The sequence below is a fragment of the Thermotoga sp. RQ2 genome, assembly GCF_000019625.1.
Lineage (GTDB): Bacteria > Thermotogota > Thermotogae > Thermotogales > Thermotogaceae > Thermotoga > Thermotoga maritima.
In genome coordinates this window covers 1,249,230-1,272,355 of record NC_010483.1, presented here as the reverse complement: position 1 = coordinate 1,272,355, position 23,126 = coordinate 1,249,230, and the positions used below count along the sequence as shown (strand labels likewise).

The 23,126-nt window shown below is 46.1% G+C and carries 28 protein-coding genes; 1 reads left to right on the top strand and 27 read right to left on the bottom strand.

The genetic code is table 11. From position 1 onward, the window contains the following. Positions 1–3 precede the first annotated feature (3 nt). The 5 genes from secA to truA are packed head-to-tail and all read right to left on the bottom strand — an operon-like array spanning position 4 to position 6,676. On the bottom strand, positions 4–2,619 hold the full coding sequence (gene secA, locus TRQ2_RS06390) for a preprotein translocase subunit SecA (protein ID WP_012311020.1): 2,616 nt from the start codon (positions 2,617–2,619) through the stop codon (positions 4–6). Position 2,620: 1 nt separating this feature from the next. Next, positions 2,621–3,847 carry a hypothetical protein gene (locus TRQ2_RS06385; protein ID WP_004082000.1) on the bottom strand — a complete coding sequence of 409 codons (1,227 nt, stop codon included), beginning with the start codon at positions 3,845–3,847 and terminating at the stop codon, positions 2,621–2,623. Beyond that, entirely contained in the window at positions 3,844–4,647 is an 804-nt protein-coding gene (locus tag TRQ2_RS06380) for a TlyA family rRNA (cytidine-2'-O)-methyltransferase (protein ID WP_004081998.1), read from the bottom strand. Before TRQ2_RS06380 ends, TRQ2_RS06385 begins: the two co-directional genes overlap by 4 nt. Continuing rightward, positions 4,626–5,903 carry a PQQ-binding-like beta-propeller repeat protein gene (locus TRQ2_RS06375; RefSeq protein ID WP_238514439.1) on the bottom strand — a complete coding sequence of 426 codons (1,278 nt, stop codon included), beginning with the start codon at positions 5,901–5,903 and terminating at the stop codon, positions 4,626–4,628. The genes TRQ2_RS06380 and TRQ2_RS06375 overlap by 22 nt, the downstream gene beginning before the upstream one ends. Positions 5,904–5,938: 35 nt before the next feature. Beyond that, positions 5,939–6,676, bottom strand: coding sequence for a tRNA pseudouridine(38-40) synthase TruA (truA, locus tag TRQ2_RS06370; protein WP_008194815.1), 738 nt, complete (start codon positions 6,674–6,676; stop codon positions 5,939–5,941). Positions 6,677–6,745: 69 nt separating this feature from the next. On the opposite strand from truA, the gene TRQ2_RS06365 reads away from it, so the two are divergent. Beyond that, on the top strand, positions 6,746–8,557 hold the full coding sequence (locus TRQ2_RS06365) for a PQQ-binding-like beta-propeller repeat protein (RefSeq protein ID WP_012311018.1): 1,812 nt from the start codon (positions 6,746–6,748) through the stop codon (positions 8,555–8,557). Here TRQ2_RS06365 and lepB read toward each other — a convergent pair. The 22 genes from lepB to amrA all read right to left on the bottom strand — a co-directional run bounded on the left by lepB (position 8,554) and on the right by amrA (position 23,075). Continuing rightward, positions 8,554–9,474 (bottom strand): signal peptidase I, encoded by a 921-nt coding sequence (lepB, locus tag TRQ2_RS06360; RefSeq protein WP_008194811.1) that lies wholly within the window; start codon positions 9,472–9,474, stop codon positions 8,554–8,556. The genes TRQ2_RS06365 and lepB overlap by 4 nt on opposite strands. Then, on the bottom strand, positions 9,474–9,821 hold the full coding sequence (gene rplS, locus TRQ2_RS06355; protein WP_004081989.1) for a 50S ribosomal protein L19: 348 nt from the start codon (positions 9,819–9,821) through the stop codon (positions 9,474–9,476). The genes lepB and rplS overlap by 1 nt, the downstream gene beginning before the upstream one ends. Before the next feature lie 2 nt (positions 9,822–9,823). Continuing rightward, positions 9,824–10,402, bottom strand: a complete 579-nt coding sequence (locus tag TRQ2_RS06350; protein WP_004081987.1) for an RNA methyltransferase — start codon at positions 10,400–10,402, stop codon at positions 9,824–9,826. Further along, positions 10,396–11,133 carry a tRNA (guanosine(37)-N1)-methyltransferase TrmD gene (trmD, locus tag TRQ2_RS06345; protein ID WP_004081985.1) on the bottom strand — a complete coding sequence of 246 codons (738 nt, stop codon included), beginning with the start codon at positions 11,131–11,133 and terminating at the stop codon, positions 10,396–10,398. The genes TRQ2_RS06350 and trmD overlap by 7 nt, the downstream gene beginning before the upstream one ends. Continuing rightward, complete coding sequence (gene rimM / locus TRQ2_RS06340) at positions 11,133–11,663, bottom strand: ribosome maturation factor RimM (protein WP_004081983.1); 531 nt, start codon at positions 11,661–11,663, stop codon at positions 11,133–11,135. The genes trmD and rimM overlap by 1 nt, the downstream gene beginning before the upstream one ends. 4 nt (positions 11,664–11,667) lie before the next feature. Continuing rightward, entirely contained in the window at positions 11,668–11,895 is a 228-nt protein-coding gene (locus TRQ2_RS06335) for a KH domain-containing protein (RefSeq protein WP_004081981.1), read from the bottom strand. Next, complete coding sequence (rpsP, locus tag TRQ2_RS06330; protein WP_004081979.1) at positions 11,892–12,179, bottom strand: 30S ribosomal protein S16; 288 nt, start codon at positions 12,177–12,179, stop codon at positions 11,892–11,894. Before rpsP ends, TRQ2_RS06335 begins: the two co-directional genes overlap by 4 nt. A 13-nt stretch (positions 12,180–12,192) precedes the next feature. Further along, positions 12,193–13,494 carry a signal recognition particle protein gene (gene ffh / locus TRQ2_RS06325; RefSeq protein WP_004081977.1) on the bottom strand — a complete coding sequence of 434 codons (1,302 nt, stop codon included), beginning with the start codon at positions 13,492–13,494 and terminating at the stop codon, positions 12,193–12,195. 151 nt (positions 13,495–13,645) lie between these two features. Next, positions 13,646–13,918 (bottom strand): acylphosphatase, encoded by a 273-nt coding sequence (locus TRQ2_RS06320; protein ID WP_004081975.1) that lies wholly within the window; start codon positions 13,916–13,918, stop codon positions 13,646–13,648. Next, positions 13,893–14,699 (bottom strand): mechanosensitive ion channel family protein, encoded by an 807-nt coding sequence (locus tag TRQ2_RS06315; protein WP_004081973.1) that lies wholly within the window; start codon positions 14,697–14,699, stop codon positions 13,893–13,895. The genes TRQ2_RS06320 and TRQ2_RS06315 overlap by 26 nt, the downstream gene beginning before the upstream one ends. Positions 14,700–14,703: 4 nt before the next feature. Next, positions 14,704–15,504, bottom strand: a complete 801-nt coding sequence (locus TRQ2_RS06310; RefSeq protein ID WP_004081971.1) for a hypothetical protein — start codon at positions 15,502–15,504, stop codon at positions 14,704–14,706. Beyond that, positions 15,501–16,610: a tRNA guanosine(34) transglycosylase Tgt gene (gene tgt, locus TRQ2_RS06305; protein ID WP_012311017.1), complete on the bottom strand. Its 1,110-nt coding sequence runs from the start codon at positions 16,608–16,610 to the stop codon at positions 15,501–15,503. Before tgt ends, TRQ2_RS06310 begins: the two co-directional genes overlap by 4 nt. Continuing rightward, positions 16,595–17,203: a cyclodeaminase/cyclohydrolase family protein gene (locus TRQ2_RS06300; RefSeq protein WP_004081967.1), complete on the bottom strand. Its 609-nt coding sequence runs from the start codon at positions 17,201–17,203 to the stop codon at positions 16,595–16,597. Before TRQ2_RS06300 ends, tgt begins: the two co-directional genes overlap by 16 nt. Next, on the bottom strand, positions 17,193–17,939 hold the full coding sequence (gene deoC / locus TRQ2_RS06295; protein ID WP_012311016.1) for a deoxyribose-phosphate aldolase: 747 nt from the start codon (positions 17,937–17,939) through the stop codon (positions 17,193–17,195). Before deoC ends, TRQ2_RS06300 begins: the two co-directional genes overlap by 11 nt. A gap of 11 nt (positions 17,940–17,950) precedes the next feature. Further along, complete coding sequence (locus tag TRQ2_RS06290; protein WP_004081962.1) at positions 17,951–18,499, bottom strand: HD domain-containing protein; 549 nt, start codon at positions 18,497–18,499, stop codon at positions 17,951–17,953. After that, the gene (radC, locus tag TRQ2_RS06285; protein ID WP_010865362.1) at positions 18,496–19,164 is read right to left on the bottom strand and encodes a DNA repair protein RadC; all 669 of its coding nucleotides are present in this window, start codon (positions 19,162–19,164) and stop codon (positions 18,496–18,498) included. Before radC ends, TRQ2_RS06290 begins: the two co-directional genes overlap by 4 nt. Then, entirely contained in the window at positions 19,091–19,705 is a 615-nt protein-coding gene (locus TRQ2_RS06280) for a Maf family nucleotide pyrophosphatase (protein ID WP_010865361.1), read from the bottom strand. The genes radC and TRQ2_RS06280 overlap by 74 nt, the downstream gene beginning before the upstream one ends. Next, positions 19,629–20,174: a Gx transporter family protein gene (locus TRQ2_RS06275; protein ID WP_004081957.1), complete on the bottom strand. Its 546-nt coding sequence runs from the start codon at positions 20,172–20,174 to the stop codon at positions 19,629–19,631. The genes TRQ2_RS06280 and TRQ2_RS06275 overlap by 77 nt, the downstream gene beginning before the upstream one ends. Then, on the bottom strand, positions 20,171–20,521 hold the full coding sequence (locus TRQ2_RS06270; protein WP_011943742.1) for a NusG domain II-containing protein: 351 nt from the start codon (positions 20,519–20,521) through the stop codon (positions 20,171–20,173). Before TRQ2_RS06270 ends, TRQ2_RS06275 begins: the two co-directional genes overlap by 4 nt. A 5-nt stretch (positions 20,522–20,526) precedes the next feature. Next, the gene (locus TRQ2_RS06265; RefSeq protein WP_012311015.1) at positions 20,527–21,576 is read right to left on the bottom strand and encodes an FAD:protein FMN transferase; all 1,050 of its coding nucleotides are present in this window, start codon (positions 21,574–21,576) and stop codon (positions 20,527–20,529) included. Then, a complete protein-coding gene (gene amrS / locus TRQ2_RS06260; RefSeq protein ID WP_012311014.1) occupies positions 21,543–22,538 on the bottom strand; it encodes an AmmeMemoRadiSam system radical SAM enzyme in 996 nt (331 codons plus the stop codon). Before amrS ends, TRQ2_RS06265 begins: the two co-directional genes overlap by 34 nt. A 12-nt stretch (positions 22,539–22,550) precedes the next feature. Further along, positions 22,551–23,075, bottom strand: coding sequence for an AmmeMemoRadiSam system protein A (gene amrA, locus TRQ2_RS06255; protein WP_004081947.1), 525 nt, complete (start codon positions 23,073–23,075; stop codon positions 22,551–22,553). Positions 23,076–23,126 lie beyond the last annotated feature (51 nt).

Here is a 23,126-nt window from a genome sequence, read left to right as displayed (position 1 = left end):
CCATCACCTCTTCACTCTTATTCTACCAAAGCTGTGCAGTCCATCTTTTTTCTTTTTCTTTTCTGTGGCTCTTCTCATCGCTCTGTTCACAAGATTGAATTCTTCATGCACGAGTCTTATTTTACCAAGTTCTTCTTTGGCCTCTTTTTCATCCTTTTCCGAGACTTTAACAACTCTGAGGACGTAGTTGGCTATCGTATCGTTTATTCTCCTCATCATTTCATCGAACATGTAGTACGTTTCCTTTTTGAATTCAACGATAGGATCTTTCTGACCGTAAGACCTCAGCTGAACGGCTTCCTTAACGTGCTCTACCTCTTCCAGGTATCTTCTCCAGTGATCGTCTATTATTCTGAGCATCAGGAATCTGATCACTTTCCTGTAATCCTCGCCTATTTCCTGCTTCTTTCTCTGATATTCCTCCCAAAGTCTGTTGAACAGGTAATCGTGAAGTTCTTCAGAAGAACTGAATTGCTTTTCGTCCAGGTCGAACAAACCAGCCGGGAAGAAAGAAAGAGAATTCTTGAGGCTTTCGATATCCCAATTTTTCCCGGAACAGAACTCCTCAACCCTTGTGCTGACAACATCTTCGAAGATATCCTTCAGATATTCGTCGTAGTCTTTTTCGAGAAGGATCTGATCGCGAAGCGAGTACACTGCTCTTCTTTGTTTGTCGAGGACATCATCCATTTCCATCAAGGTTTTTCTTATCGAGAAGTTGATACCCTCAACCTTCTTCTGAATGTTTTCGATGAGCTTTGAAAGCATCGGATGCTGTATAGGCTGTCCTTCCTCTATTTTGAGTATGTTCATCACTTTTCCAATCTGTTCACTACCGAAGATTCTCAGAAGATCGTCTTCGAGAGAGAGGAAGAAGATGGACTCTCCCGGATCTCCTTGCCTACCGGTACGTCCTCTCAGCTGATTATCGATTCTTCTGCTCTCGTGTCTTTCCGTTCCTATGATGCACAGTCCTCCAAGTTCCGCCACTCCTGGTCCGAGTTTTATATCTGTTCCTCTCCCAGCCATGTTGGTGGCGATCGTCACCATGCCTTTTTGCCCGGCTTTGGCGACGATCTCAGCTTCTTTTTCATGGTATTTCGCGTTCAAAACTTGATGGGGGATACCTTTCTTTTTCAGTATGGAACTGAGAAGTTCGCTCTTTTCGATGGAGGTTGTTCCGACAAGAACTGGCTGACCTTTTTTATAGCGCTTTTCGATTTCTTCCACGATCTTTTCGTACTTTTCTTTCTGAGTCCTGAAGACCAGATCATCGTGGTCCTTTCTTATCATGGGCTTGTGAGTGGGAATAACCACCACTTCCATACCGTAAACCTGTACGAATTCGCTTTCCTCTGTTTTGGCTGTTCCCGTCATACCGGCGAGCTTTTCGTACATTCTGAAGTAATTCTGAAAGGTAATCGTCGCGTAGGTGATGGATTCTTCCTTTATGGGTACTCCTTCTTTGGCTTCGATAGCCTGGTGGAGCCCTCCACTGTAGCGTCTGCCAGGCAGCAGTCTTCCCGTGAACTCGTCAACGATAATAACTTCACCGTTCATGACGACGTAATCGACATCCTTCTTGAACAGGTGCAGCGCTTTCAAGGCATTTATGAGATGGTAGAGAAGAGACACGTTTCCCGGATCGTAAAGGTTTTCGACACCGATGATCTTCTCCGCTTTCGCCACACCCTCTTCGGTGAGAATGATGGTCCTCGCTTTTTCATCTACCGTGAAGTCCTTATCTTTAACAAACTTCTTAGCGATCTGAGCGAATCTCCTGTACACAGAAGGACTCTCTTTGGAGGGACCGGAGATGATCAGTGGGGTCCTTGCTTCGTCTATGAGTACGCTGTCGGCTTCGTCCACAATGGCGTAGAAGTGGCCTCTCTGCACCTTATCGTTGTAATCGAGAACGAGGTTATCCCTCAGGTAATCGAAGCCGAATTCGTTGTTCGTGCCGTAGGTAACGTCACACAGATAGGCTTCCTTCCTGGTTATCTCTTTGAGTTCCACCTGGAAAGCCTCAACGGCTTCTTTGTTCATAGATTCCTCTTTCAAAACTTCTCCGTTGAACCCATCAGGCCAGACACTCCAGTTTTCCTCTATTGCTTTTCTGGCGAGATCAGGGTTTTTCCACACCACCTCGTACGACTTTCCCAGAGAATTTATCACACCCACTCTCAAACCGAGAAAGAGATACACGGGTCCCATCCAGAGCGCATCTCTTCTGGCCAGATAGTCGTTGACCGTGACCAGATGAACACCCTTTCCGATGAGAGCGTTCAGATAAATCGGCATGGTGGCGGCGAGGGTTTTTCCTTCACCGGTCTTCATCTCGGCCACTTTTCCTTCATGGAGCGCTATACCACCCATCACCTGGACATCGAAAGGCCTCATTCCGAGCGTTCTTCGTGCTGCTTCTCTAACCAGGGCGAACGCTTCAAAAAGGTGTTCATCGGCGTCCTCAAAGGAATTCACTTTTTCCTTCAGCACCATGGAAAGTCTTATCAGCTCGCTGTTTTTCTTCGAGCGTAGATCGGACTCTATTTGGTTTATTTTTGAGACCATCTTCGCGTATTTTTTCAAAATGCGCTTGTTCTTATCGAAGAGTATCATTTCACATTACCTCCAATCTGTATTTTATGAGACCATCCTCCTCATAGCCTATCAGGAGAAGGCTCGATCTTGGAGAAAATCCGAGGAGCTTGTCGAAAAGCGTGTAAAGGTCAACGAACACCTCGAGAAAAACGCTTTTAGGAACTTCTTTTTCCAGAAAGACGAAACTCGGATGATTTTCGAGTCTTTTTCTGTTCAAAGTCTGCAGAAATCCCACTTTCTTCATGGATGAAACAACGATTTTCCCGTTGTAATTGAAAAAGTGAAGAAGCAAACCTCCCACATCGAGCTGCAGTTCTTCTCCCACAAATTTCGCACCACGGCTGACGAGATCGGACGTCACCTCATCCAGCGTTTTATTCTCCATCAGGAAAGCGAACCGTGGTGTTCCGTACAGAGAAACCAGAAACATAGAGCTCCCCTCAGAAGAAATCGTGTTGAAAAACTTCTCCACATCGCTTCCTCTGAACATATTCATGAAAAACCACCTAAGGATCTCAGGATCGCTTGTGAATGCAAAAAGATCTCCCAGATACGGCAGTTTACCGATATCTTCTCTGGCTGATACCCTGAATGGACTGGCCTTCTGCGTGATCTCAACGGTGAGGTGAGATTCTTTCACTTGTCCCACGATTTCGACTTCACCTTCTCTCCCAAACACGCTCATTTTCTTGATACGGGCAAAGAACGGTTTATCAGTCGTGTCTTCACTCTCTCCTATCTTTTCGAACACGGTCTCTGTCGAGGAGATCAAGACGTAGTTTCCTGAAATTTTCGAGAAAAGAGGTGTGGTGTTTCCCAGAACATAGAGATCGTCTCTTTTGATGAAAGTGCGGTCCTTCACCTTTGCAAAATCCTCAATGAACCTCTCTGGAGCCGGTGTCTTGAAGGCTATGAATCCATTTATCTTCTCTGATAAGGAGAGAATCTCGTTGATATCCAAGGTGAAGAGGTTCGAAATATCTCCCTTTCCGCAGATCACTATCTCGCTTGAGATACCCTGAAAGAACTCTTCGGGATCGTTCAATCGACTTTCCACCCATTCCACAACCGTTTCCTCGTAACCGACACCCTCCAAGAACAAAAATTCAAAAAGTGGCAGTTTCTTCAAAGCGGAGTAGAGCTCTCCGGTATTCTTTAGATGAATAAAGTAATCGTAGTTCTGCAGAACAGGTACTGAAAAAGACAGAGAAGCCATTAAAAGCAAAAAAAACACTGTTTTCTTCATCTTTCCCTCTCCCCAAAAAACCTCCAGGCTTCTTCCACGATTTTTCTCAGGTCTATTTCAGCGTTCTCTCCTTCCTTTTTGACCCAGAAAAAGTACTCTATGTTCCCTTCCGTTCCTTTGATTTTTGAAAAACAGCATCCTTTCACAACAAAACCGTTCTCGATCAGGCTCTTTCGTATTTCCTCCAGCACTTCAAGGTGAACACCTGGATCCTTTACGATACCCTTTTTTACGAATTTTCTTGGAGCTTCAAACTGAGGCTTCACGAGCAAAACAGCATCACCGATGTTCTTCAGTATCCTGGAAATGGCAGGGATGATCTTTTTCAAAGAGATGAAAGACACATCGCAGGTTACAACATCCACTTTCTCTCCCAGATCATCAGGATTTAAATAACGAGCGTTCACCTTTTCCATCACAACAACCCGAGGATCGTTTCTCAATTTCCAATGAAGCTGGCCGTACCCCACATCCACAGCGTACACTTTCTTCGCTCCACGCTGGAGAAGAAAATCCGTGAATCCCCCCGTGGACGCTCCTATGTCGCACGCGACTTTCCCTGAAACGTCTATTTTGAAGCTCTCGAAGGCAGACTCGAGTTTGTACCCTCCTCTGCTCACATACTTTGGCTCCTCCAGGAGTTCGACATTGGCATCTTCTGGAACGAGTTTACTGGCCTTTGTAACCCTTTCTCCGTTCACGAGAACCTTCCCCGCCAGTATCAACACCTTCGCTTTTTCCCTGCTCTCCACGAGTCCTCTTTCCAGAACAAGCTGGTCTAATCTCTTCTTATCAGCCATACTTCATTTCCCACCTTTATCACAGTTCCCCACTCAAAAAGACGTACTTTCTCAACTTCTTCGAACTCCTTTTTTTCCGTACCAAATATCACAACTCGCTTTCCCGAAACAAAGAGAGGCATCCCAAAGTTTCTGATGAAGAACCCTTCCATATCCTCCCCATCTATCCTTCCGTCTTTGTAAACGAGCAATTCCCCTTTCCATACCGCGAAATCATCTGCTACCATTCTTTCGATCGTTTCTCCGTCCTGCGCGTTCAAAACGAGTACTTCGTCTCCAGCACCCAGGAAAACCCGATCCTTAGAAGAATCCAGTCCCCAGGCTCCTTCGAATTTCTTCTCCCAGAGAAGCCGTCTTGTTTTGAGATTGTAACTTCTCAAGAAACCGCACACATCGAGTACGTAGAAAACATCACCCTGAAAGGAAAACTCTACCGGTGTATTTGAAACTTTCCACGACCATTTTCCTCTTATATCCACAAGGGACCCCGATGCCGTTAAAACAAAATTGTCCCACCTGAACAGAATTGTATCATCGATCTCTTTACTTCCCATCCTGTGACTGGTAATCACTATTCCATCAACCACATCAACAGGCTCTTCGACCTTTAGAGTTTTTTCTCCCATCATAAGAAATCCTTCGCGATAGATGTATTCTTTTTCTCCGTCCAAAAAGACCATATCGATGTTTCTGTAGAGCCCCGGGACGTCTTCTATGAAAATATCCCTTCCTGCGTATATCATCTTCCCACCGATCTGGTAAAACCCTTCGTCAACCACCTTTCTGTAACTTCCTATTTCCAGAGTATGTTTCTCTTTCCACTGAGGAATTATCACCACGGGAGCTTTTCTTCCCGGAAAAGTCGAAGTCGGTTGAAGGCTCCTTTCAAACTTTCCATCTCTGTAAACGATAAGGAAAAACTCATCGGGAAGCTGAGAGTCTGGAAAGATTTCCCTAATAGCTTTTCTGAAGTGTTCCGGGAAGGTGTCTTTTGTTGAGAGATTTTCAAAGTTATCCACGGACTTTTCTTCGAATATCAACTGAAAGGCAACGTAATTTTCCTTAGTTCGAATCTTGACAATGAGGGGTGTTCCCGAACCAGTCAGTACTCCTTCTTCGGAAAGAAAATCTCTCACAGCGCCTTCGTACTCAGAGGGGCCATCGTAAACAAGGGTCACCACAGGAAGGCGTTTCCATTCCTCGATGATCTCCATCTCATACGACGTTGGCGTCGCATCACCGAGGAAGTAAAGCACTCCGTTTTCCTCAATCCTGTAATTGAAAGCAAGAATCAAAACAGCACTTTGTAAAAGTACAAGCCATGTGCAGGTGCGGTACCAGCCGCCGCGCTCCTGTCGCGTGCTTCGAGCACCTCCTTCATCTTCTCAGGTTCCCACTGCTTCAAACCAACTTTCACAAGAGCGGCAACGATGTTTCGAACCATTCTTCTCAGAAAGGATCTCCCCTCCACTCTTATGAGAACAAGATCGTTTTTTAACCTCAAAATTCTGATTCTGTATATGGTCCGCACAGGATCTCTTTCATCACTCCCCGTCTTGAAAGAGGTGAAGTCATGGGTACCCTCCAGATACTTCGCTGCTTTTCGCATCGCATCGAGATCGAGCTCGTAGGGAAACCACCAGACGTATTTCCTGAGGAAAACGTTCTTCTGCTTCGAGGTCAGGATGAAGTAGTGATAGATTCTTTTTTTCACATCGAAACGGGGATGAAAATTTTTGGAGACCTCGAAAACCTCTTTCACATAAACATCATCTGGAAGATTCGCGTTCATGGCGTTTTTTATGTCCTCAGTGGTCATTCGATCGTTCGGACAGTTGAAAGCGATGAGCTGACCGTTCGCATGAACACCAGCGTCCGTTCTTCCCGCTGCCTGGGTGTAGATTCTCTGTTTGAATATCCTCTCAAGAGCGTCTTCTATAACTCCCTGAACCGTTCTGACATCGGGTTGCCCCTGGTATCCAAAGAAATTACTTCCATCGTACTCGATCACTGCCGCCACGCGCTTCATCTTTTCACCTCGATTCGTGCTATATTTTTACTGTACCAGATCATATTTTAACAGCCGGAGTTGAAATACATGTGGAGGAAAATCGTCTTCTTTTGCATCCTTCTCGCGTCTTACCTATTCTCAGCGCAACTCATGGTCGTCCAGGGAAACCTCGCCTCCCTCGTGGAAGTGGAAGGAGATTACTTGAAGAAGAACCTGGAGATCGTCTTTCCATTCTCTCCTCTCGATGGAGTCGTGGTTTCGGATACGGCATATTTTGCGACCGGAAACGCTCTCCTGGAGTACAATCTGAAGAGCAAAGAAATCATCCGATCGCTGAAAATACCGGCAAAGAAATTGAAGTGGAACGATGAACGTTTGGTGGTAATCTGCGAAAAAGAGGTTCTACTTCTGGATCCCGTTTCTTTCAAATACAGCAAGATCAGTTTTCAACAATCCGTTTCTGACGTCGATTTCTACGAAGGCTACCTGCTGGTGAGTCATGGAAAATACGTTTCTCTCACGAAGAACAGTGAAGAGATCTGGAAGATAGAGGCCGAGACAGAGATAAACAAGATTTCTGTAAACAAAGAGAAAAAAGCGTTCGCCGCTTTAACTTCCGATGGAACGATTTTTCTGGTGGATTTGGAAAACGTTCTGGCACCGAAGGTCGTTTTCTTCTCGAAATTTGAAGAAGCAGAAGACTTAGAATGGATCGAAAACTTTCTGATCGTCTTTTTCAGAAACAAAGTGATCACCTTGAACGCGGCAAAATTGACGTCTCCCAGAGCGTTCAAGGAGTACATCGCAAGTGGAAACACCACATCGGTTGTAAAACTCCAGGATTCAATCCTCTTCACAAAAGGTAACGACCTCTACAGAGTGGGAGTCTTCTCTCTGAAGAAGATCGGAACAGCTCAAAGGGTTTTTCCGGTTCTTGCTCAGGGTGAGATGTACACACCGGGAGATCTGATCTGGCAGCTGAATCTGGAAGCCGAGGTGAGATCTTCACCCGTCATTTTTGAAAATCTGCTGGTTGTGGCGGATGTAGAAGGAATCGTTCACGCTATCTCGATGAGCGGTGGAAAACTCTGGAGTTACAGAACAGGTTTCGTCATAACGGCACCACCCCGCGTTTTCATGGAAAGGATCTACGTAACGAGCTGGGACAACTTCCTCTACGCCATATCTCAAAACGGTCAGCTGGTGTGGAAAATCGATCTTGAGGCTGATGTTTCAAAGCCTTTTGAAGTGAATTCCTACGGTATTTACCTTGCCACCGACAGCGGCGAAGTGTACTTCATCGATCACGATTCTTCCATCGTGTGGCGATTCAAAGACGAAGAGTGGATTTCAACCGGTGTAACGGTCGATGAAAACGGAGTCGTCTATTTTGGAACTTCGAGAAGTCTGTACTCTCTCTATTCAAATGGTTCCTTGAGATGGAAAACCCGCACAGGATATCTTCTAACGATGAAACCGATAATCATCGACAGATATGTGATCACTGGAAGTAACTCAGGCTGGTTGTTGTGCGTTAACAGAACAAACGGTAACGTGGTCTGGAAAAAGAAACTTCCTCTCTCGTTGAATTCACAACTTTCAGCTTTCGGAGATACCGTTTTCGTGAACGCGGAAGATGGAATCTACTCGATCGATCTTTCTGGGAATGTGAAAAGAATCATCTCAGCTTCCACTCCTTCTCCGGTGGCTGTTTCAAGGGAAGGATACGTATACTTCGTGTCTGAGGACGTTCTTTACTCCTTCACATTCGATGGAAAGAGAAGATGGGAAAGAAAGGTCGGGGAGAGTACCGTAGAACCCGTTGTTGGTGAAGAACGTGTGGTGGTTGTCACCAGAAGCGGAAATCTCTACTGCTTTTTCGATTCTGTTCATCCTTAGTATTTCTGAATAGGACCGAACCTCTCAAAGGGCCAGATCCTCAAGATCGGCCATCCTATGATGTGGTCCTTCGGGACAAAACCGAAATATCTGCAGTCAAGACTTTCCTTTGTGTTGTCCCCCATCAGAAAGTAAAATCCTTCCGGCACCCTTATTCTGATCGTACCATTTTCTGTTTTTTCGATGTACTTCTTGAGATCGAGTTTGGAATAATATTCCTCGTAAAACTCGTGGTAGATCATCCCCGGGATGTAATAGGACTTCGTTTTCTCGTCGTAGTAAACCATGGATGGATCGAAATAGTTCAACAAACCGGGGAGGAAAGCTTCTCCGTAGCTGAGACCTTCCTCCCCGATGAGGGAGAAAACAAGAACTGCCGCTGTTCTGCCATAATTCTTTGCGATATCGTATATGAAATCTCTGTACGCTTGTTTGTCTTTTCTCAGCTTGCTCGCTGTGTACAGCCATTCGTAAAAATCTTCGTATTTGAAAATCCCTTCCGGCTCGTAGTACCTGTCTTTCAAAACTTCCGGAACCTCACCGTTCACGTAGAGTTTTCCGTCCTTTATTTCGAGGACATCTCCACCCTTTCCAACGAGGCGCTTCACGTACTTTACATGACCCCTGAACTTACTGGGAGAAAAGAGATCCATGAATTTATCGAAAAGTCGGAGCATGTGGCTTGCTCTCTCATCCACGAACGGTGACCAGAAAACCACGATTTCTCCTATCTGCGGTTCACGTACAGTGTACGTGATCTTTTCGACGAAGAGCCGATCCCCAATCTGTATCGTTGGGATCATCGATCCAGTCGGAACCAGCATGGTCTCGAATATGTAGAGTCTCACGATCGTCGCTGCAACCAGTGCATAAAGGAGTGCCTTGATCCATTCCACGGATTCTTTTTTCAAGTTCATCAATCTCTGCGCTCCTTGATCCTGATCTTACCTCTCACGTTCCTGAGGTAGTAGAGCTTGGCTCTCCTCACCTTACCCTTTCTCACAACTTCGATCTTCTCAACAACTGGGGAGTGGACGGGGAAGATCCTTTCGACTCCAACACCGTGGCTGCCTATTCTTCTCACTGTGAACGTTTTGTTTATTCCAGAACCTCTCTTTGCGATGACGATTCCTTCAAACACCTGTGTTCTTTCTCTGTCACCTTCTATAACTTTCACGTGCACCCTCACGGTGTCTCCTGGTCTGAAATCGGGAATCTCCTTTTTTTCATATTTCTTTTCGATGATTTTCACAAGATGATCCATCTTCAATCCCTCCTCGCGTAATTTTCTCCTATCAACCGATCGATGATGATGGCAGCAGCCGCTCTCACGGAAAGATGGTTGAAATCAGACTGCGCCCTTATGGGCTCCAGTACGTAATCGGATATCTCGAGAATTTCATCGGGAAGACCCCAGCCTGTACCGAGAAGTATGAGAACAGGTTTTTCGGTTTCTATGATTATTCTTCTTCCCTCTTCGAAAGAAATGTCATTTTCGCGTTTTTTCGCAGAGGTGAAGAAGATCAAAGGTCTTTCTCCTTCGACACTTTCTATGTCTTCCAGCACATCCTCCAGATAGGATTTGAGCTTCACGAGCTTGAGAGATTCCGCTCTGGAAGGATTGTACCGGCTTCCAAAACCTTCTCTCCAGAATTTTAACATCTTGCTTACCATATCCTGCTGCGCTCTGAGGTTAGTCACAATGTAGTATCCCTTGAGGTTGTACGTTCTCGCAGTCCTTGCTATATCGTGGACATCGAGGTTTGTCACGGCCGTTGATATGATGCTGCCGTCTTTTCCTTTTATAGGGTAATGAATCAGGGCCACGTACACCTTCTCTAACATTTTTCCATCAACTCCCTGAACAACTCTATTATAGCCAATTTGTCCATTTCGTCCAGTTCCTTCGCTAAGAAAAGATCTGGCCTCTTTGCCAGTGTTTTCTTTATGCTCTCCTTTCTTCTCCAGAGCTCCACCTTTTCGTGGTCTCCAGAGAGGAGAACATCTGGAACTTTCATACCCTTGTACTCATACGGCCTTGTGTAAACGGGATGATCGAGTAGTCCCTGATGAAACGATTCTCTTTCTACGGATTCTCTCTCGACAACACCCGGTACAAGCCTCACAACAGCGTCAGTTATGACCATGGCGGGGAGCTCTCCACCCGTGAGTATGTAGTCTCCTATGGATATTTCATCGTCAACGATGCTCATCACTCTTTCATCTATTCCCTCGTACCTTCCACAGAATATAACGATGTCGTCCTTCTTTGAAAGTTCTTCTGCTATCTTGTAGTTGAAAATTCTCCCCTGCGGACTTGTGAGAATAACGTAAGGTTTTCCATATTTTTCTACGTAACTTTCGTAGAATCTGAAGAAAGGTTCAGGTTTCATCACCATGCCGTATCCGCCGCCGTATTGATAATCGTCAACCGTTCTGTGCCTGTCGGTGGTGTAATCCCTCAAATTCTCCACGTTTATCTCCACGATACCTCTTTCTACCGCCCGAGCTATGACGCCGTACTTCTTTATAACTTCGACCATTTCAGGGAATATAGTCACTATTGTGATTCTCATCAAATCCACTCCATTTCCTTTGCTATGATCTTTTTCGCACCTTTGTCGATTTCAACTATACAGTCCTTCGTCATGGGGATCAGGGTTTCCTTCTTCTTTTTTCTCACCACGAGTACGTCGTTCGAACCGGTTTCTATTATGTCAACTACTTTTCCAACGTTTTCGCCCGACTCGTAGAAAACATCGCAGTCCAGTATTTCGTAAAAGTAGTATTCGTCTTCGCTGAGTTTTGGAAGCTCCTCGTATTTTATGAAGACTTCACAACCTTTGATCCTTTCTGCGGCTTCTATCGTGTCTATCGATTTGAACCTGATGAGAAAGAGCTTGTTCATCCTCCTCACAGACTCAACGGTGAGGTTGTAAAACGCCTTCTTCTCGCTGTTGTAAAGAACCACACTGGAGAGGTTCTTCACGATTTCCTCAGAGTTCGTGTAAGGGAAGAACTTGACCTCTCCCTTGAGGCCGTGTGTGTTGACGATCTTTCCAATCGCCACTCTTTCATTCAACAGGTCTTGAATGGTTCTTATCATACTCTCACCGGACCACCTTGATGGTGATCTCCTTAGAATCTCCCATGAGTGCACTCAGAAGTATCTTCAAAGATTTTATCGTTCTTCCATCTTTTCCTATGACCTGTCCAACATCTTCTTCGTTCACAACGATTTCGTATACTTTCTTTCCTTCTTCGTCGAACTCCATGACCACAACCTCTTCGGGATGCTTCACTATTCCCCGAAGAATCTTCTCGAGGAGCTCCTTCATTCAGCCGTGGCCTCCTCTTTCTTTCCGTATTTTATCTCGTGGACCCTCTTCATAACCCCGAATTTTCTGAAGATATCCCTCACAGTGTCGCTCGGCTGGGCTCCTTTCAGAATCCATTCCACGGCTCTTTCCACATCGATCTTTATTTCCCCTTCTTTCAGAGGGTTGTAGTATCCAAGAGACTCGATGTAAGCACCATCTCTCCTCTTCCTGCTGTCAACAACGACTATTCTGTAGAAAGGCTGGTGTCTCTTTCCCATCCTTGTGAGTCTGATCCTTACCACCGAACACACCTCCTCAGAATCCAAATGGTATTTTGAATCTACCTTTTTTCATCCTCTTCATTAGAGCTTTCATCTGTTCATAGCTTTTGAGAAGTTTGTTCACATCCTGGACGGTAGTTCCACTTCCACGTGCGATTCTCCTTTTTCTACTGGCGTTTATTATACCGGGATTTCTTCTCTCTTCTATGGTCATCGAATTTATGATGGCCTCGATCTTTTTCAGCTCCTTTTCACTCATCTCCACATCGACCTTCGGTGCACCTGGAAGCATCTCAAGAATGGAAGAAAGAGGTCCGAGTTTTTTCATCTCCTGAAGCTGTTCTTTGAAATCTTCCAGGGTGAACTCTGCCTTCAGGAACTTTTCTGCGCTTTTCTTCATCTTTTCCTGATCGAGTTCCTTTTCCACTTTTTCGATCAGTGAAAGAACGTCCCCCATTCCCAGGATTCGGTTTGCGATTCTGTCTGGATGGAACGGCTCCAGACCATCGAGTTTTTCACTCGTTCCAATGAATTTAACGGGTTTCCCAGTCACGTACTTTATGGAGAGAATGACTCCGCCTCTTGCATCTCCGTCCATCTTCGTTACAACGAATCCTGTTAAATCGAGCCTTTCATCAAACACCTTGGCGGTATTGACTGCGTCCTGCCCCATCATCGCGTCAACGACGAGCAGGATCTCATCTGGGTTCAGGATTTTCTTTATCTCTTCCAGCTCTTTCATCATCTCTTCGTCTATGTGAAGTCGACCAGCGGTATCCACTATCAGAACATCTTTTCCTGTACTCTCAGCAACGTCTACAGCTTCTTTCACTATCTCAACGGGTGTTTTGTTGTAATCGTGAACAACGTTTACACCAATCTGATTTCCAAGCTTCACAAGCTGATCAACGGCTGCAGGACGGTACAGATCCGCTGCGACAAGCAAAGGATTCCTTCCCTCTTTTTTGAGGAGCTTTGCGAGTTTTGCACACGTTGTGGTCTTTCCGCTTCCCTGAAGTCCCACCATCATTATGGGAGCTGGTCTGTGGACGAGTCTCAATGGTTCGTTCTTTTCTCCCATGATTCTTACAAGCTCGTCTCTCACTATCTTTATGAACTGCTGGTCCGGTGTGAGACTCCTGAGGACTTCCTCTCCGAGAGCTTTCTGGAGGACGTGGTCCACGAATTCTTTCACAACTTTGTAGTTGACATCAGCTTCGAGCAGGGAAAGTTTCACTTCCCTGATCGCGTCTTTTACATTCTTTTCTGTGATCTTTCCGCGTCCAGACAGATTCTTGAAAACCCTAGACAGCTTCTCCTGAAGATTCTCGAACATCGAAACACCTCCGAAGGACCTTCTCTCATATTAGACGCTTCTCATTAATACCAGGTTTCCAATCATCTAAGGAGTAGCGCACTTAATGTTACAATTTATTTTCAATGAATAGGTGGTTTAACTTAATCCACCTACTAAACTACACATGTTTTTAATAATACTTGATCGTGAAGTCCTCGTATCCTTCAGGCGTAGTTTCTTCCACACTCACGTTCGTCACAACCGCCGCAGGTGGGCCTTTCGCTACCTCATTCAAAAAACGCCGAAGGGCATTTTCATCACCTTCGGCGTGTATGAAAACAGACCCATCATCCATGTTCATCACGTAACCCTTCACACCAAGAGATTTCGCAACTCTTCTTGTGAAATATCGAAAGCCCACTCCTTGAACGATCCCCTCAACTCTTATTTTCAGAGCCTTCATGTTTCCACACCCTTATGAATTCTTCGTCAAAATGCACGTCGAGTTGTGGGAAAGGTATGTAGATTCCCTCTTTTTCCAGATAATCCTTTATTCTGAAAGCCAATCTCTTCACACCTTCGAAGAAGTTATCACGGTTGACCCAGAATCTGATAATGAAGTCTATGGAAGAACTGTTGAACGCGGAGAAAACAATAGCTGGTGCTGGATCTTTTTCAACGGTCTCTTCGTCTTCCAGCGCCTTCTGGAAGATCTCCACCACTTTCCTTAAATCAGCTGAGTAAGGAACTCCCACCACTATTTCCTGTCTTCTAACGTTCGAAGGCCAGAAATGTATTATCTTGTCGTTCCAGACGGCTTTGTTCGGTATCATCACTCTTCGACCATCCCAGGTCCTGATCACGGTATGATTCAAATTCACCACTTCAACGGTTCCGGAGACTCCACCGGCCTCCAGAGCCTCTCCTTCCTTGACAGCCCGAGACACGAGAAGAAACAGGCCGGAGAAGAAATTGGCCAGCGGTTCCTGAAGAGCAAGACCTATGACAAGACCTCCGATACCCACTCCAGCGAGAAGTGGTGCAAGACTTAAATCCCAGATGTCGAGAATTATCATCACCGCGATCACAGAGATGATCAATCCCAGGAAGAATCTGATGGTGTTTCTCATTTGAAGTTCTTTTCCGAGCTTTTCCACACTCTTTTCGATGAGCTTGAACAACCATTTGAAAACCAGATAAGAAACAACAACCGTTACCGCCGTGAGGATCAGTTTGGCGAGCAAGTTCTCACCACCTCACAGCGAATTTGATGCCTGTTCCCTGAGTGTAGTAGTACTCCGAGAATGGGTCACTGCTCACGGGTGAACTGATGATGAACGTGCCAAAGCCCACAGAGACGTTGTTCACAGTTGCGTAGAAACCAAGAGAGATTTTTACGGTGTTTTCTTTCGTTTTGGTGTTGCTCAGCACCGAAACTCCCAGACCCGCTTTTTGTTCCGATCCGATCGTGAAGTCTATCCTGTTTTCCAGCACTTCTTGGTCGAACACCAGAGAGTAGGAGAATCTGTTTTTCCTGGAAGAATCGTAGAAAAGCTTCAAAAGATAAGTTCCTCCCATGTAAGTTCCTTTCTGACTCCAGAGAGTGAAATCCCGAACGCTGACACCAAAACCAACATCTTTGAACAAGTAACCAGAGACACCCCCGTGGAGATCGATCTCTTTTCTTTCTTCCTGATCCATGGTGAAAGAAACACCGGCTCCGACATTCAAGCTCTCTTCTGGCGAAAAGGCCGCATCGTATTCGATCGTGGTTCTGTAGCTGGATTCCGTTAGAGTACTTCTTTTCAAATACAACACTCCTGCGATGTTCGGTGCGGGAGTCTGGAAGAGCCCGACCAAGAACGTTCCCAGAGATTCACCCTCACCAGAAAACACCTGATACGAACCCATGACTCCCTGTTTGTTCATGGAAAGAAGTCGTGCGGGATTTTCGAAGAAAGCCCACTCACCAGAAGAGGAAAAAATCTCGAGCTGGGAAGCTACCGCCAGTGTTGAAATCACAAGAATCAAAAGAAAGACCTTCTTCATACATTCACACCCCCTGAAGAATAGACTTCTACCACTTTGCTTTTCAGTTCCTTGAAGGTTCCACTCTCTATAGAACGCCTTACTTCCTTCATTAGAGAGATCATGAAGTTGATGTTGTGAATCGTGAGGAGTATCTGCCCAAGGACTTCTCCTCGATCGAAGAGGTGATGGATGTAAGACCGCGTGAAATTCTTGCAGGTATAACACCCGCACCTTTCGTCCACCGGTTCGAGGGACCGCTTGTTGTAAGAGGCCTTGAGGTTGAGTTTCCCATTCCAGGTGAGCGCAGTTCCGTGCCTTGCTATCCTGGTTGGGAAGACGCTGTCGAACATATCCACTCCTCGATCAACGAGCTCGAGTATGAGTTCTGGAGACCCTCCTCCCATGAAGTAACGGGGTTTATCTTCCGGAAGAAACTCCACCGTGACTTCGGTCATTTCAAGAGTGAGGGATCTTTCTTCACCTATGCTCAATCCTCCTATGGCGTATCCATCGAATCCAATCGATGTAAGCTGAAGAGCGCTTTCTCTCCGCAGATCCGGGTAGATCCCTCCCTGAACGATTCCAAAGAGTGCTTGATTCTCCGTTTTGAAAGCCTTTTTAGATCTCAGAGCCCATCGATAGGTTCTCTCTGTTGCCTCTTTCACCTCTTCGTAATCGGCATCGGGTACAGGACAGTGATCGAAGACCATGCAGATATCCGATCCCAGAGCGATCTGAACCTCCATGGATATCTCTGGATTCAGGAAAACTTTCGAACCGTCAATAGGAGATCTGAAGACCACACCTTCATCGTCTATCCTGATCTTTGGAAGGCTGAAAACTTGAAAACCTCCGCTGTCGGTGAGTATCGGTCTTTTCCATCCCATGAAGTTGTGAAGTCCCCTGTGAAGCTTTATGATCTCCACACCGGGTTTCAACATGAGATGAAACGTGTTCGAAAGAATTATCTCCGCTCCTGCTTCTTCCAGATCTCTGGGAGTGAGAAGCTTCACGTTTGCGTTGGTTCCAACCGGCATGAAAACAGGAGTTTCAACAGCTCCGTGGTGAAGCTTCATGACACCCAGTCTTGCTTTTCCGAAAGTTTTTTTCACTTCGAACTCCACACGATTCCCTCCAGCATCTTCTTCACCCTTTGATAACAGCCTTCAATCTGTGCTTCCTGTTCTTCGAGCTCTTCCAGCATGTTTTTCCTGAAAGTCTCGTCTGAAATCTCTTTCAAATTGATCAGAACGTTCACCTTCTCAACCTGAAAGACCGCGTGGCAGAGATCTGCGGCGTTCAACGTGTCCGATGCCAGATTCTTGTTTCCAAATTCGGCGAGCTTCTCGAGCTCGTGTGCGAGGTCTTTCATCACCCTTATCACGTCCATCGGTACAGAAGCAGCTTCCTTCAGAGCATTCTGAAGCTCTCCTTCAGAGGATTTGTAAGCTTTCATGACCTTTTCAAAGGCTTCCATGTCTTTCTTTGCAAGATCGAAGAGTTTCAGTCTCGCTTCTTCCATTGCCTCAACTATCCTCTCCATCTCCGGTTCCACATCTTCGTAACCCTTTTTCTTCCTGGTGAAATTCGCAACCATTTCAGCGAGGGCACATGCCATGGCTCCCACGACTGATCCAACCGCTCCCCCACCAGGAGTTGGCTTTCTCTCTGCAACCATATCGCAGAATTCTTTGAGCGAAAGGCGTTCAACCTCCATATCTCTCTTCTCCCCCCTGAACGATCTTAACTCCCGAACTCGTTCCTATTCTATCAGCACCGTACATGATCATTTTAACAGCGTCCTCGAAGGTTCTGATCCCTCCGGAAGCTTTTACACCCATCTCATCTCCCACGATCCATTTCATGAGATGAACGTCTTCTGCGGTCGCCCCTCCTGTTCCAAATCCCGTGGAAGTCTTCACGAAATGAGCTCCAGCAAGTTTGGAAATGACACACGCCGCTATCTTCTCTTCCGTATCCAGATAGCACGTTTCGATGATCACCTTCACAACTTTTCCTTTCACCGATTCGACAACACTTCTTATATCCTCGTAAACGTACTCCCACTCTTTTGCCTTGAGCATGCCAACGTTGATGACCATATCGATCTCATCGGCTCCACTCTCAACAGCGAAAATCGCCTCATGGGCTTTCGTCCGAGTTTCGTTCGCTCCCAGTGGAAAACCAACAACGGTGACGACTTTCACATCGGTTCCTTCGAGTTCTTCACGAGCCAGTTTCACATAACACGGATTCACACAGACTCCATGGAAACGATTTTCCCTTGCTTCAAGACAGAGTTTTTTTATATCGTCTGGTGTGGCAAACGGTTTCAGATTCGTGTGCTCTATAGCACTTCTCACATCTTCGATACCCGCGCTTTCTCTGACGGGCTTGAATTCGTAGAACTCTCTGTACTTCGCTACTGCCTCCTCAATCCTGTACTCTATCATGAGAAATCACCTCACAAACCGAGTTCAGAAGCGATCGTTTTCATCGCCTCGAGAGAAATTTCTAAGAATTTCTCAAGCGAGAGCCCAAAGTTTTCACAGGTTCTCATCTGTTCCCTGCTCGCTCCCTTCGCAAAGGCCTTTTCCTTGAATCTCCTCAGCAGAAAATCCACATCGATAACATCCAGTTTCTTCTCTGGTCTGATCAGTGCGGCCGCCACTATAAAACCAGTGGTTGGATCCACCGCATACAAAGCCTTCTCCATCAAAGTTTCTGGAGTTTTCTTTTCGCAGTGGGCCAGAATAGCGTTGAGAACGTCTTCGGGTACGTCCTCATCTTTCAGGATTTCCAGGGTCTTCAAGCCATGTTCCTCGGGTTTATCTTTGGTGTAGTCGTAATCCAGATCGTGAAGAAGTCCGGCAAGACCCCATTTTTCTTCGTCCTCGTTGAATTCCCTCGCGAGAGCTCTCATAACAGCTTCCGCTGCAAGACAGTGCTTCACAAGATTTTTCGTTTTAACGTGGGTTTTCAACAGCTCCATTGCCCTTTCCCTGCTGATCAAAGTTCTCCCTCCTCCCTGAAGCTGAAATATCCTCGTCTCGATACAATGACGTGATCCACAAGACTCACCCCAAGGATTTCTCCTGCTTGTTTCAATCTTTCCGTGATCAAACGATCTTCTTTGCTGGGAGTGGGATCACCAGAAGGATGGTTGTGAACGACGATCACTCCAGATGCATTAGCCCTGATAGCCGTCCGAAACACGTCCCGCGGATGTATCAAACTCCTGTCAGAAGTTCCAACAGTGAGTGTGTTTTCTCCTATAACGTTGAGCTTCGTATCGAGACAGATCACCTTCACAATTTCCCTCTCAAGATACACCATTTCCTGGCAGTATTTGTAAACTTTCACGGAAGAGTCCAGCTTCTCCGGTATCCTTTCCAGTTCTCTGTGAAGTCTTTTTCCAAGCTCCAGAGCAGCTTTCAAGGTGATGGCCTTGACCATACCGACCCCTTCGACCGAAGCTATCTCCTCGAGACTTGCGTTCGAGAGTTTTATCAACGAGCCGTCAAACCTTTCAAGAAGATCCTTTGAAAGTTCGAGAACGTGTTTTCCCTTCTTTCCAGTTCTCAACACTATGGCGACGAGTTCTTCAACCGAAAGCGACTCTGGCCCCGCCTTTATCATCCTCTCTCTTGGAAGCAACCTTCCACCATCCCTTTTCATAGAGGTACTGCCAGACCATTCCAAGAGGAAATCCCACCACAGTAAAGAAATCTCCTTCTATTTTTTCAACGAAGACGGCCGCGAAATCCTGTATCCCATAAGCCCCCGCTTTGTCGAGAGGTCTGTATTTCTCAACGTAGTAATCGATCACACTCTCTGGAAGTTCTCTGAACCTGACCTTCGTTGAAGAAACGATCACGTCTTTTGTTTCACTGGAGACGAACGCCACCCCCGTGTAAACCACGTGCCATTTTCCAGAAAGCTTCTTCAGCATACCTTTCGCTTCTTCCAGAGACTCCGGCTTTCCCAGTATGTTACCATCCAAAACCACCACCGTATCGGATCCAATGACGAGTATTTCCTCTTCCTTCCTCTTTTTGAACACCCACTCCGCTTTTCTCAACGAGAGTTCTCTAACGGTCTCTTCGGGACTTTCAAGAAACTCCTCTTCAACATCAGGCTTTTCAACTTCGAACTCTATCCCCAGCAACTCCATCAGTTGCCTTCTTCTGGGCGAAGAAGAAGCGAGAATAATTCTCAAACACTATCCCTCCCATCCTGCTTGCCAGGAAGGCGTTGACTGTTCCCGAAACAAGACCGAGTATCACCATCAAAGGAAAGAGTAAGAAGGTCTTCGTGCTTCCAACCAGAAAAGATATGACGATGAGCTGAACAAGGTTGTTCACAAAAGATCCCATTGCACTCAAGCTCAAGTAACCAAAATCGAACCGGGCCAGAAACGATTCCACCAGGGAAGCGGAAACGGCACCGAAGAATCCAGTTAGAAAAGATGGAGAAAGAAACCTGCCGGAAAAGAGAGCACCCAAAATGCTCTTTGCAGATGCGACGATCAGAGCATCTCCAAAACCAATTTCCGAAGCTATCATGAGGACTACCGAGTTGGAGAATCCCCATCTTCCAAACGGCACCGGAAAAGGGAGCAAGTTCTCCAGGACATAAAAAGTAGAAGAAAGAGCCGTCAAAACAGAAAGAAATGTGATCCTCCTCACCAGGTCACGGTATCGTAATCTGTCTTTTCTTCGAAGAATATTATCACCTCGTTTGGCACACAGATGATGGTCCCTCCTGGACCAACCCATCCCGTTTTCACACACAGTTTCAAAGGACAGGTTGACTCAACGACTCTGACCCTGTTCCCATGGAATTCCACCTTCATGAGGAATCTTCCGTTCTCTGTTATGTCGTACGTTCCTGGTTTCGACAGAATCTTTCTGAAATCTTTCCCTTGAACCACAACTTTACTTCCTTTCTTCTCCGAAACGAGTATTGAAAAGATGAGGACAACGAAGATCAAAATGATCAGCACCACGTCTTTTTTTCTGAAGAAACTCCTCACCTTTTTCACTCTCTTTCGAACAGCTTGAAGGTCTCAGACTTTTCGATCGTTCCTCCTTCAAGAACTATCAGCGGATGAGCTCCCATATTTGGAAAATCGAGCACCACCTTCCTCCAGTCTTTTCCGGCCATCACAAAGCCCGCTGTGGAGAGTGCGTCGGCTGTGGTGGCATCTTCGGCTACGATCGTTACGCTCCACACACCACGAGCAGGATACCCCGTTGAAGGATCGAGAATATGATGATACCTGACACCGTCCACAACGAAATATCTTTCGTAATCACCGGAAGTCGCAACCGCTCCGGATTTCAGATAGATGTAATCTATCACGTTGTCTTCCCTGGGATCTTTTACTCCTATCACCCACGGATACTTTCCAAATTTTGGCCCGATGATACGAATATCCCCACCTGCTTCGACAAACCCCGTTGCGTTCTCGTCAAAAGAGAGTGCTATCTGCCTAGTTCTGTCAAGGGCGTACCCTTTCGCTATACCACCAAGATCGATCTTCACACCGTTTTTAACCATCACTCTCATGTTCTTATCGTCGAAGAGAACGTTTTTATATCCGATATGCTTCAGAGCTTCTTCGATCTCTTCTCGAGAAGGTACCCTGAGATTTTCGTAGTTTCCGGTAAACCCCCAGAGTTCGAGAAGCCTTCCTATCGTTGGATCGAACGCTCCATTTGTGAGTTCTGCGAACGCGCAAGCCGCTTTGATCAAACTGTAAGTCTCTTCGTCCACCTCGACCCATTCGTCGGGATGATCGTTTATCTTTTTCACAACGCTTCTCTCATCCGTGAAAGAAAACTTGTAGGTAATCCTCTTCATGTCTTCCAGAATGGCTTCTGCGATCGTTCTGGGATTTATCTTCTGAGAGGAAACGACTATCCTCACACTCGTTCCGAGAGCGAAATCTCTGAGCTCATAATACTGATCTTTCGTTCGGATGAGGAGTAAAGCCAAGAGAATCGCGAGAGATCCAAGAAGAAGTGAAGAAAAGATGATGACGTTTCTTCTGGTTACCCGATGATCGTTGCTATCTGACGGCCACATTTTGTGCACTTCCCTTCTTCATCCAGTCCCACTTTTTCCACTTCATATCCCTGTCTTCTGATCACAAGATTTCCGCAATCCGGGCAGAAAGTGCTCTCGTATCTTTCGTCCCACACGTTACCGAGGTAGACGAAATTTAAATACTCTCTGGCCATCTCGTATATCTCGATGAGCTCTTCTATCGGCGTTGGAGGTATGGTGTACTTGTAATTTGGAAAGTAGCGGCTTATATGAAGAGGGATGTCTTTGTCCAGATCAGCGATCCACTCGAATTCTCTCCTCAGGTCTTCTTTGTCGTCGTTCTTTCCCGGAATTATCAGCGTGGTGAGCTCAACGTGAATTCCTGCGTTGTAAACCTTCTCTATGTTTCTGAGGACCACGTCCAAATCTCCCCCGATCTCCCTGTAGAAATCTCTGTTGAATCCCTTGAGATCTATGTTCATCGCATGCACGGACTGAAAGAGGAGTTCCAGAGGTTCTTCGTTTATAAAACCGTTGGTCACAAGAACGCAGTACATACCTTCTCTCACGGCCACACGAGACGTGTCGAGAACGAACTCGTACCAGACAAGAGGCTCGTTGTATGTGAAAGCGATTCCTTTTGAGTTTCTGTTCATCTGGGCTATCTTGACAAGCTGTTCTGGAGTGACTCTTTTGGTTTCTGGCTTTGTTTGCGAAATCTCCCAGTTCTGACAGAAACCGCACTTGAAATTACAGCCGAAAGTTCCCACAGAGAATATCTGCTCACCAGGATTGAAGTGGAAAAGCGGTTTCTTTTCTATGGGATCCATAGCGATTGCTGTTACTTCACCGTAGTTCAGACTCACCAGAGAGCCGTTTTTGTTCTTTCTCACACCGCACAACCCAATTTGTCCGTTATCGAGCACACATTCATGCGGACACAGAAGGCACTTAACTTTTCCATTCTCAAGAATTTCAAAGTGCAAAGCCATCCTTTCCATGTCCCATCCTCCTCATTTGTAGCGTTCAACTGTGAACCTGTAAATCTCCACATCGTCGTCCCACTCAGGGATTCCGGCTTTCAGCTTCGCTATTCTGAGCTGTTCTTCGACCGTATCCACACCTTCTATGTCAGGAAGAAGGAGCCCTCTCCTCCAGCCCTTAACTACTATCACACCGTATTTTTTCGGGTCGAGCTCGGAGATATCCCTCACCGGTTCAGGAGGACTGAGAATGTCCACGTGCACAACGATATCGTCGAGTTCATCGGGCGAGACCGGAGGAAACCTTGGGTCCTGAGTGGCAGCCGCGATGGCGTTATCTCTTATCTCAAGAGCGAGATTCGGCTTTGTGGGAAGATAGGTTCCTATACAGCCCCTCAGAGAACCGTCCGTTTTGTGAAGAGTCACAAAAGCCCCTGCTCTTCTTTTGAAGAGCTCTTCAGGAACACTTTCATCGGGTTCGATCACTTTTCCATATCTCACGTAATTCTCTATGACCCTTATTGCCCATTTCACGTAAGGATGTTCACCTATCATGTTCCCACCACCTTTGACCTTCTCCCGATCCCCTGAAGTGGATACGCTTTT

What these genes read in the sequence shown, in the direction of transcription:
- secA (WP_012311020.1), bottom strand. Translation starts at nt 2,619, where the DNA reads ATGATACTCTTCGATAAGAACAAGCGCATTTTGAAAAAATACGCGAAG.
- TRQ2_RS06385 (WP_004082000.1), bottom strand. Translation starts at nt 3,847, where the DNA reads ATGAAGAAAACAGTGTTTTTTTTGCTTTTAATGGCTTCTCTGTCTTTT.
- TRQ2_RS06380 (WP_004081998.1), bottom strand. Translation starts at nt 4,647, where the DNA reads ATGGCTGATAAGAAGAGATTAGACCAGCTTGTTCTGGAAAGAGGACTC.
- truA (WP_008194815.1), bottom strand. Translation starts at nt 6,676, where the DNA reads ATGAAGCGCGTGGCGGCAGTGATCGAGTACGATGGAAGTAATTTCTTT.
- TRQ2_RS06365 (WP_012311018.1), top strand. Translation starts at nt 6,746, where the DNA reads ATGTGGAGGAAAATCGTCTTCTTTTGCATCCTTCTCGCGTCTTACCTA.
- lepB (WP_008194811.1), bottom strand. Translation starts at nt 9,474, where the DNA reads ATGAACTTGAAAAAAGAATCCGTGGAATGGATCAAGGCACTCCTTTAT.
- rplS (WP_004081989.1), bottom strand. Translation starts at nt 9,821, where the DNA reads ATGGATCATCTTGTGAAAATCATCGAAAAGAAATATGAAAAAAAGGAG.
- TRQ2_RS06350 (WP_004081987.1), bottom strand. Translation starts at nt 10,402, where the DNA reads ATGTTAGAGAAGGTGTACGTGGCCCTGATTCATTACCCTATAAAAGGA.
- trmD (WP_004081985.1), bottom strand. Translation starts at nt 11,133, where the DNA reads ATGAGAATCACAATAGTGACTATATTCCCTGAAATGGTCGAAGTTATA.
- rimM (WP_004081983.1), bottom strand. Translation starts at nt 11,663, where the DNA reads ATGATAAGAACCATTCAAGACCTGTTGAATGAAAGAGTGGCGATTGGA.
- TRQ2_RS06335 (WP_004081981.1), bottom strand. Translation starts at nt 11,895, where the DNA reads ATGAAGGAGCTCCTCGAGAAGATTCTTCGGGGAATAGTGAAGCATCCC.
- ffh (WP_004081977.1), bottom strand. Translation starts at nt 13,494, where the DNA reads ATGTTCGAGAATCTTCAGGAGAAGCTGTCTAGGGTTTTCAAGAATCTG.
- TRQ2_RS06320 (WP_004081975.1), bottom strand. Translation starts at nt 13,918, where the DNA reads ATGAAGGCTCTGAAAATAAGAGTTGAGGGGATCGTTCAAGGAGTGGGC.
- TRQ2_RS06310 (WP_004081971.1), bottom strand. Translation starts at nt 15,504, where the DNA reads ATGAAGAAGGTCTTTCTTTTGATTCTTGTGATTTCAACACTGGCGGTA.
- TRQ2_RS06300 (WP_004081967.1), bottom strand. Translation starts at nt 17,203, where the DNA reads ATGGAGGTTGAACGCCTTTCGCTCAAAGAATTCTGCGATATGGTTGCA.
- deoC (WP_012311016.1), bottom strand. Translation starts at nt 17,939, where the DNA reads ATGATAGAGTACAGGATTGAGGAGGCAGTAGCGAAGTACAGAGAGTTC.
- radC (WP_010865362.1), bottom strand. Translation starts at nt 19,164, where the DNA reads ATGAAAAGGGATGGTGGAAGGTTGCTTCCAAGAGAGAGGATGATAAAG.
- TRQ2_RS06265 (WP_012311015.1), bottom strand. Translation starts at nt 21,576, where the DNA reads ATGTGGCCGTCAGATAGCAACGATCATCGGGTAACCAGAAGAAACGTC.
- amrS (WP_012311014.1), bottom strand. Translation starts at nt 22,538, where the DNA reads ATGGAAAGGATGGCTTTGCACTTTGAAATTCTTGAGAATGGAAAAGTT.
- amrA (WP_004081947.1), bottom strand. Translation starts at nt 23,075, where the DNA reads ATGATAGGTGAACATCCTTACGTGAAATGGGCAATAAGGGTCATAGAG.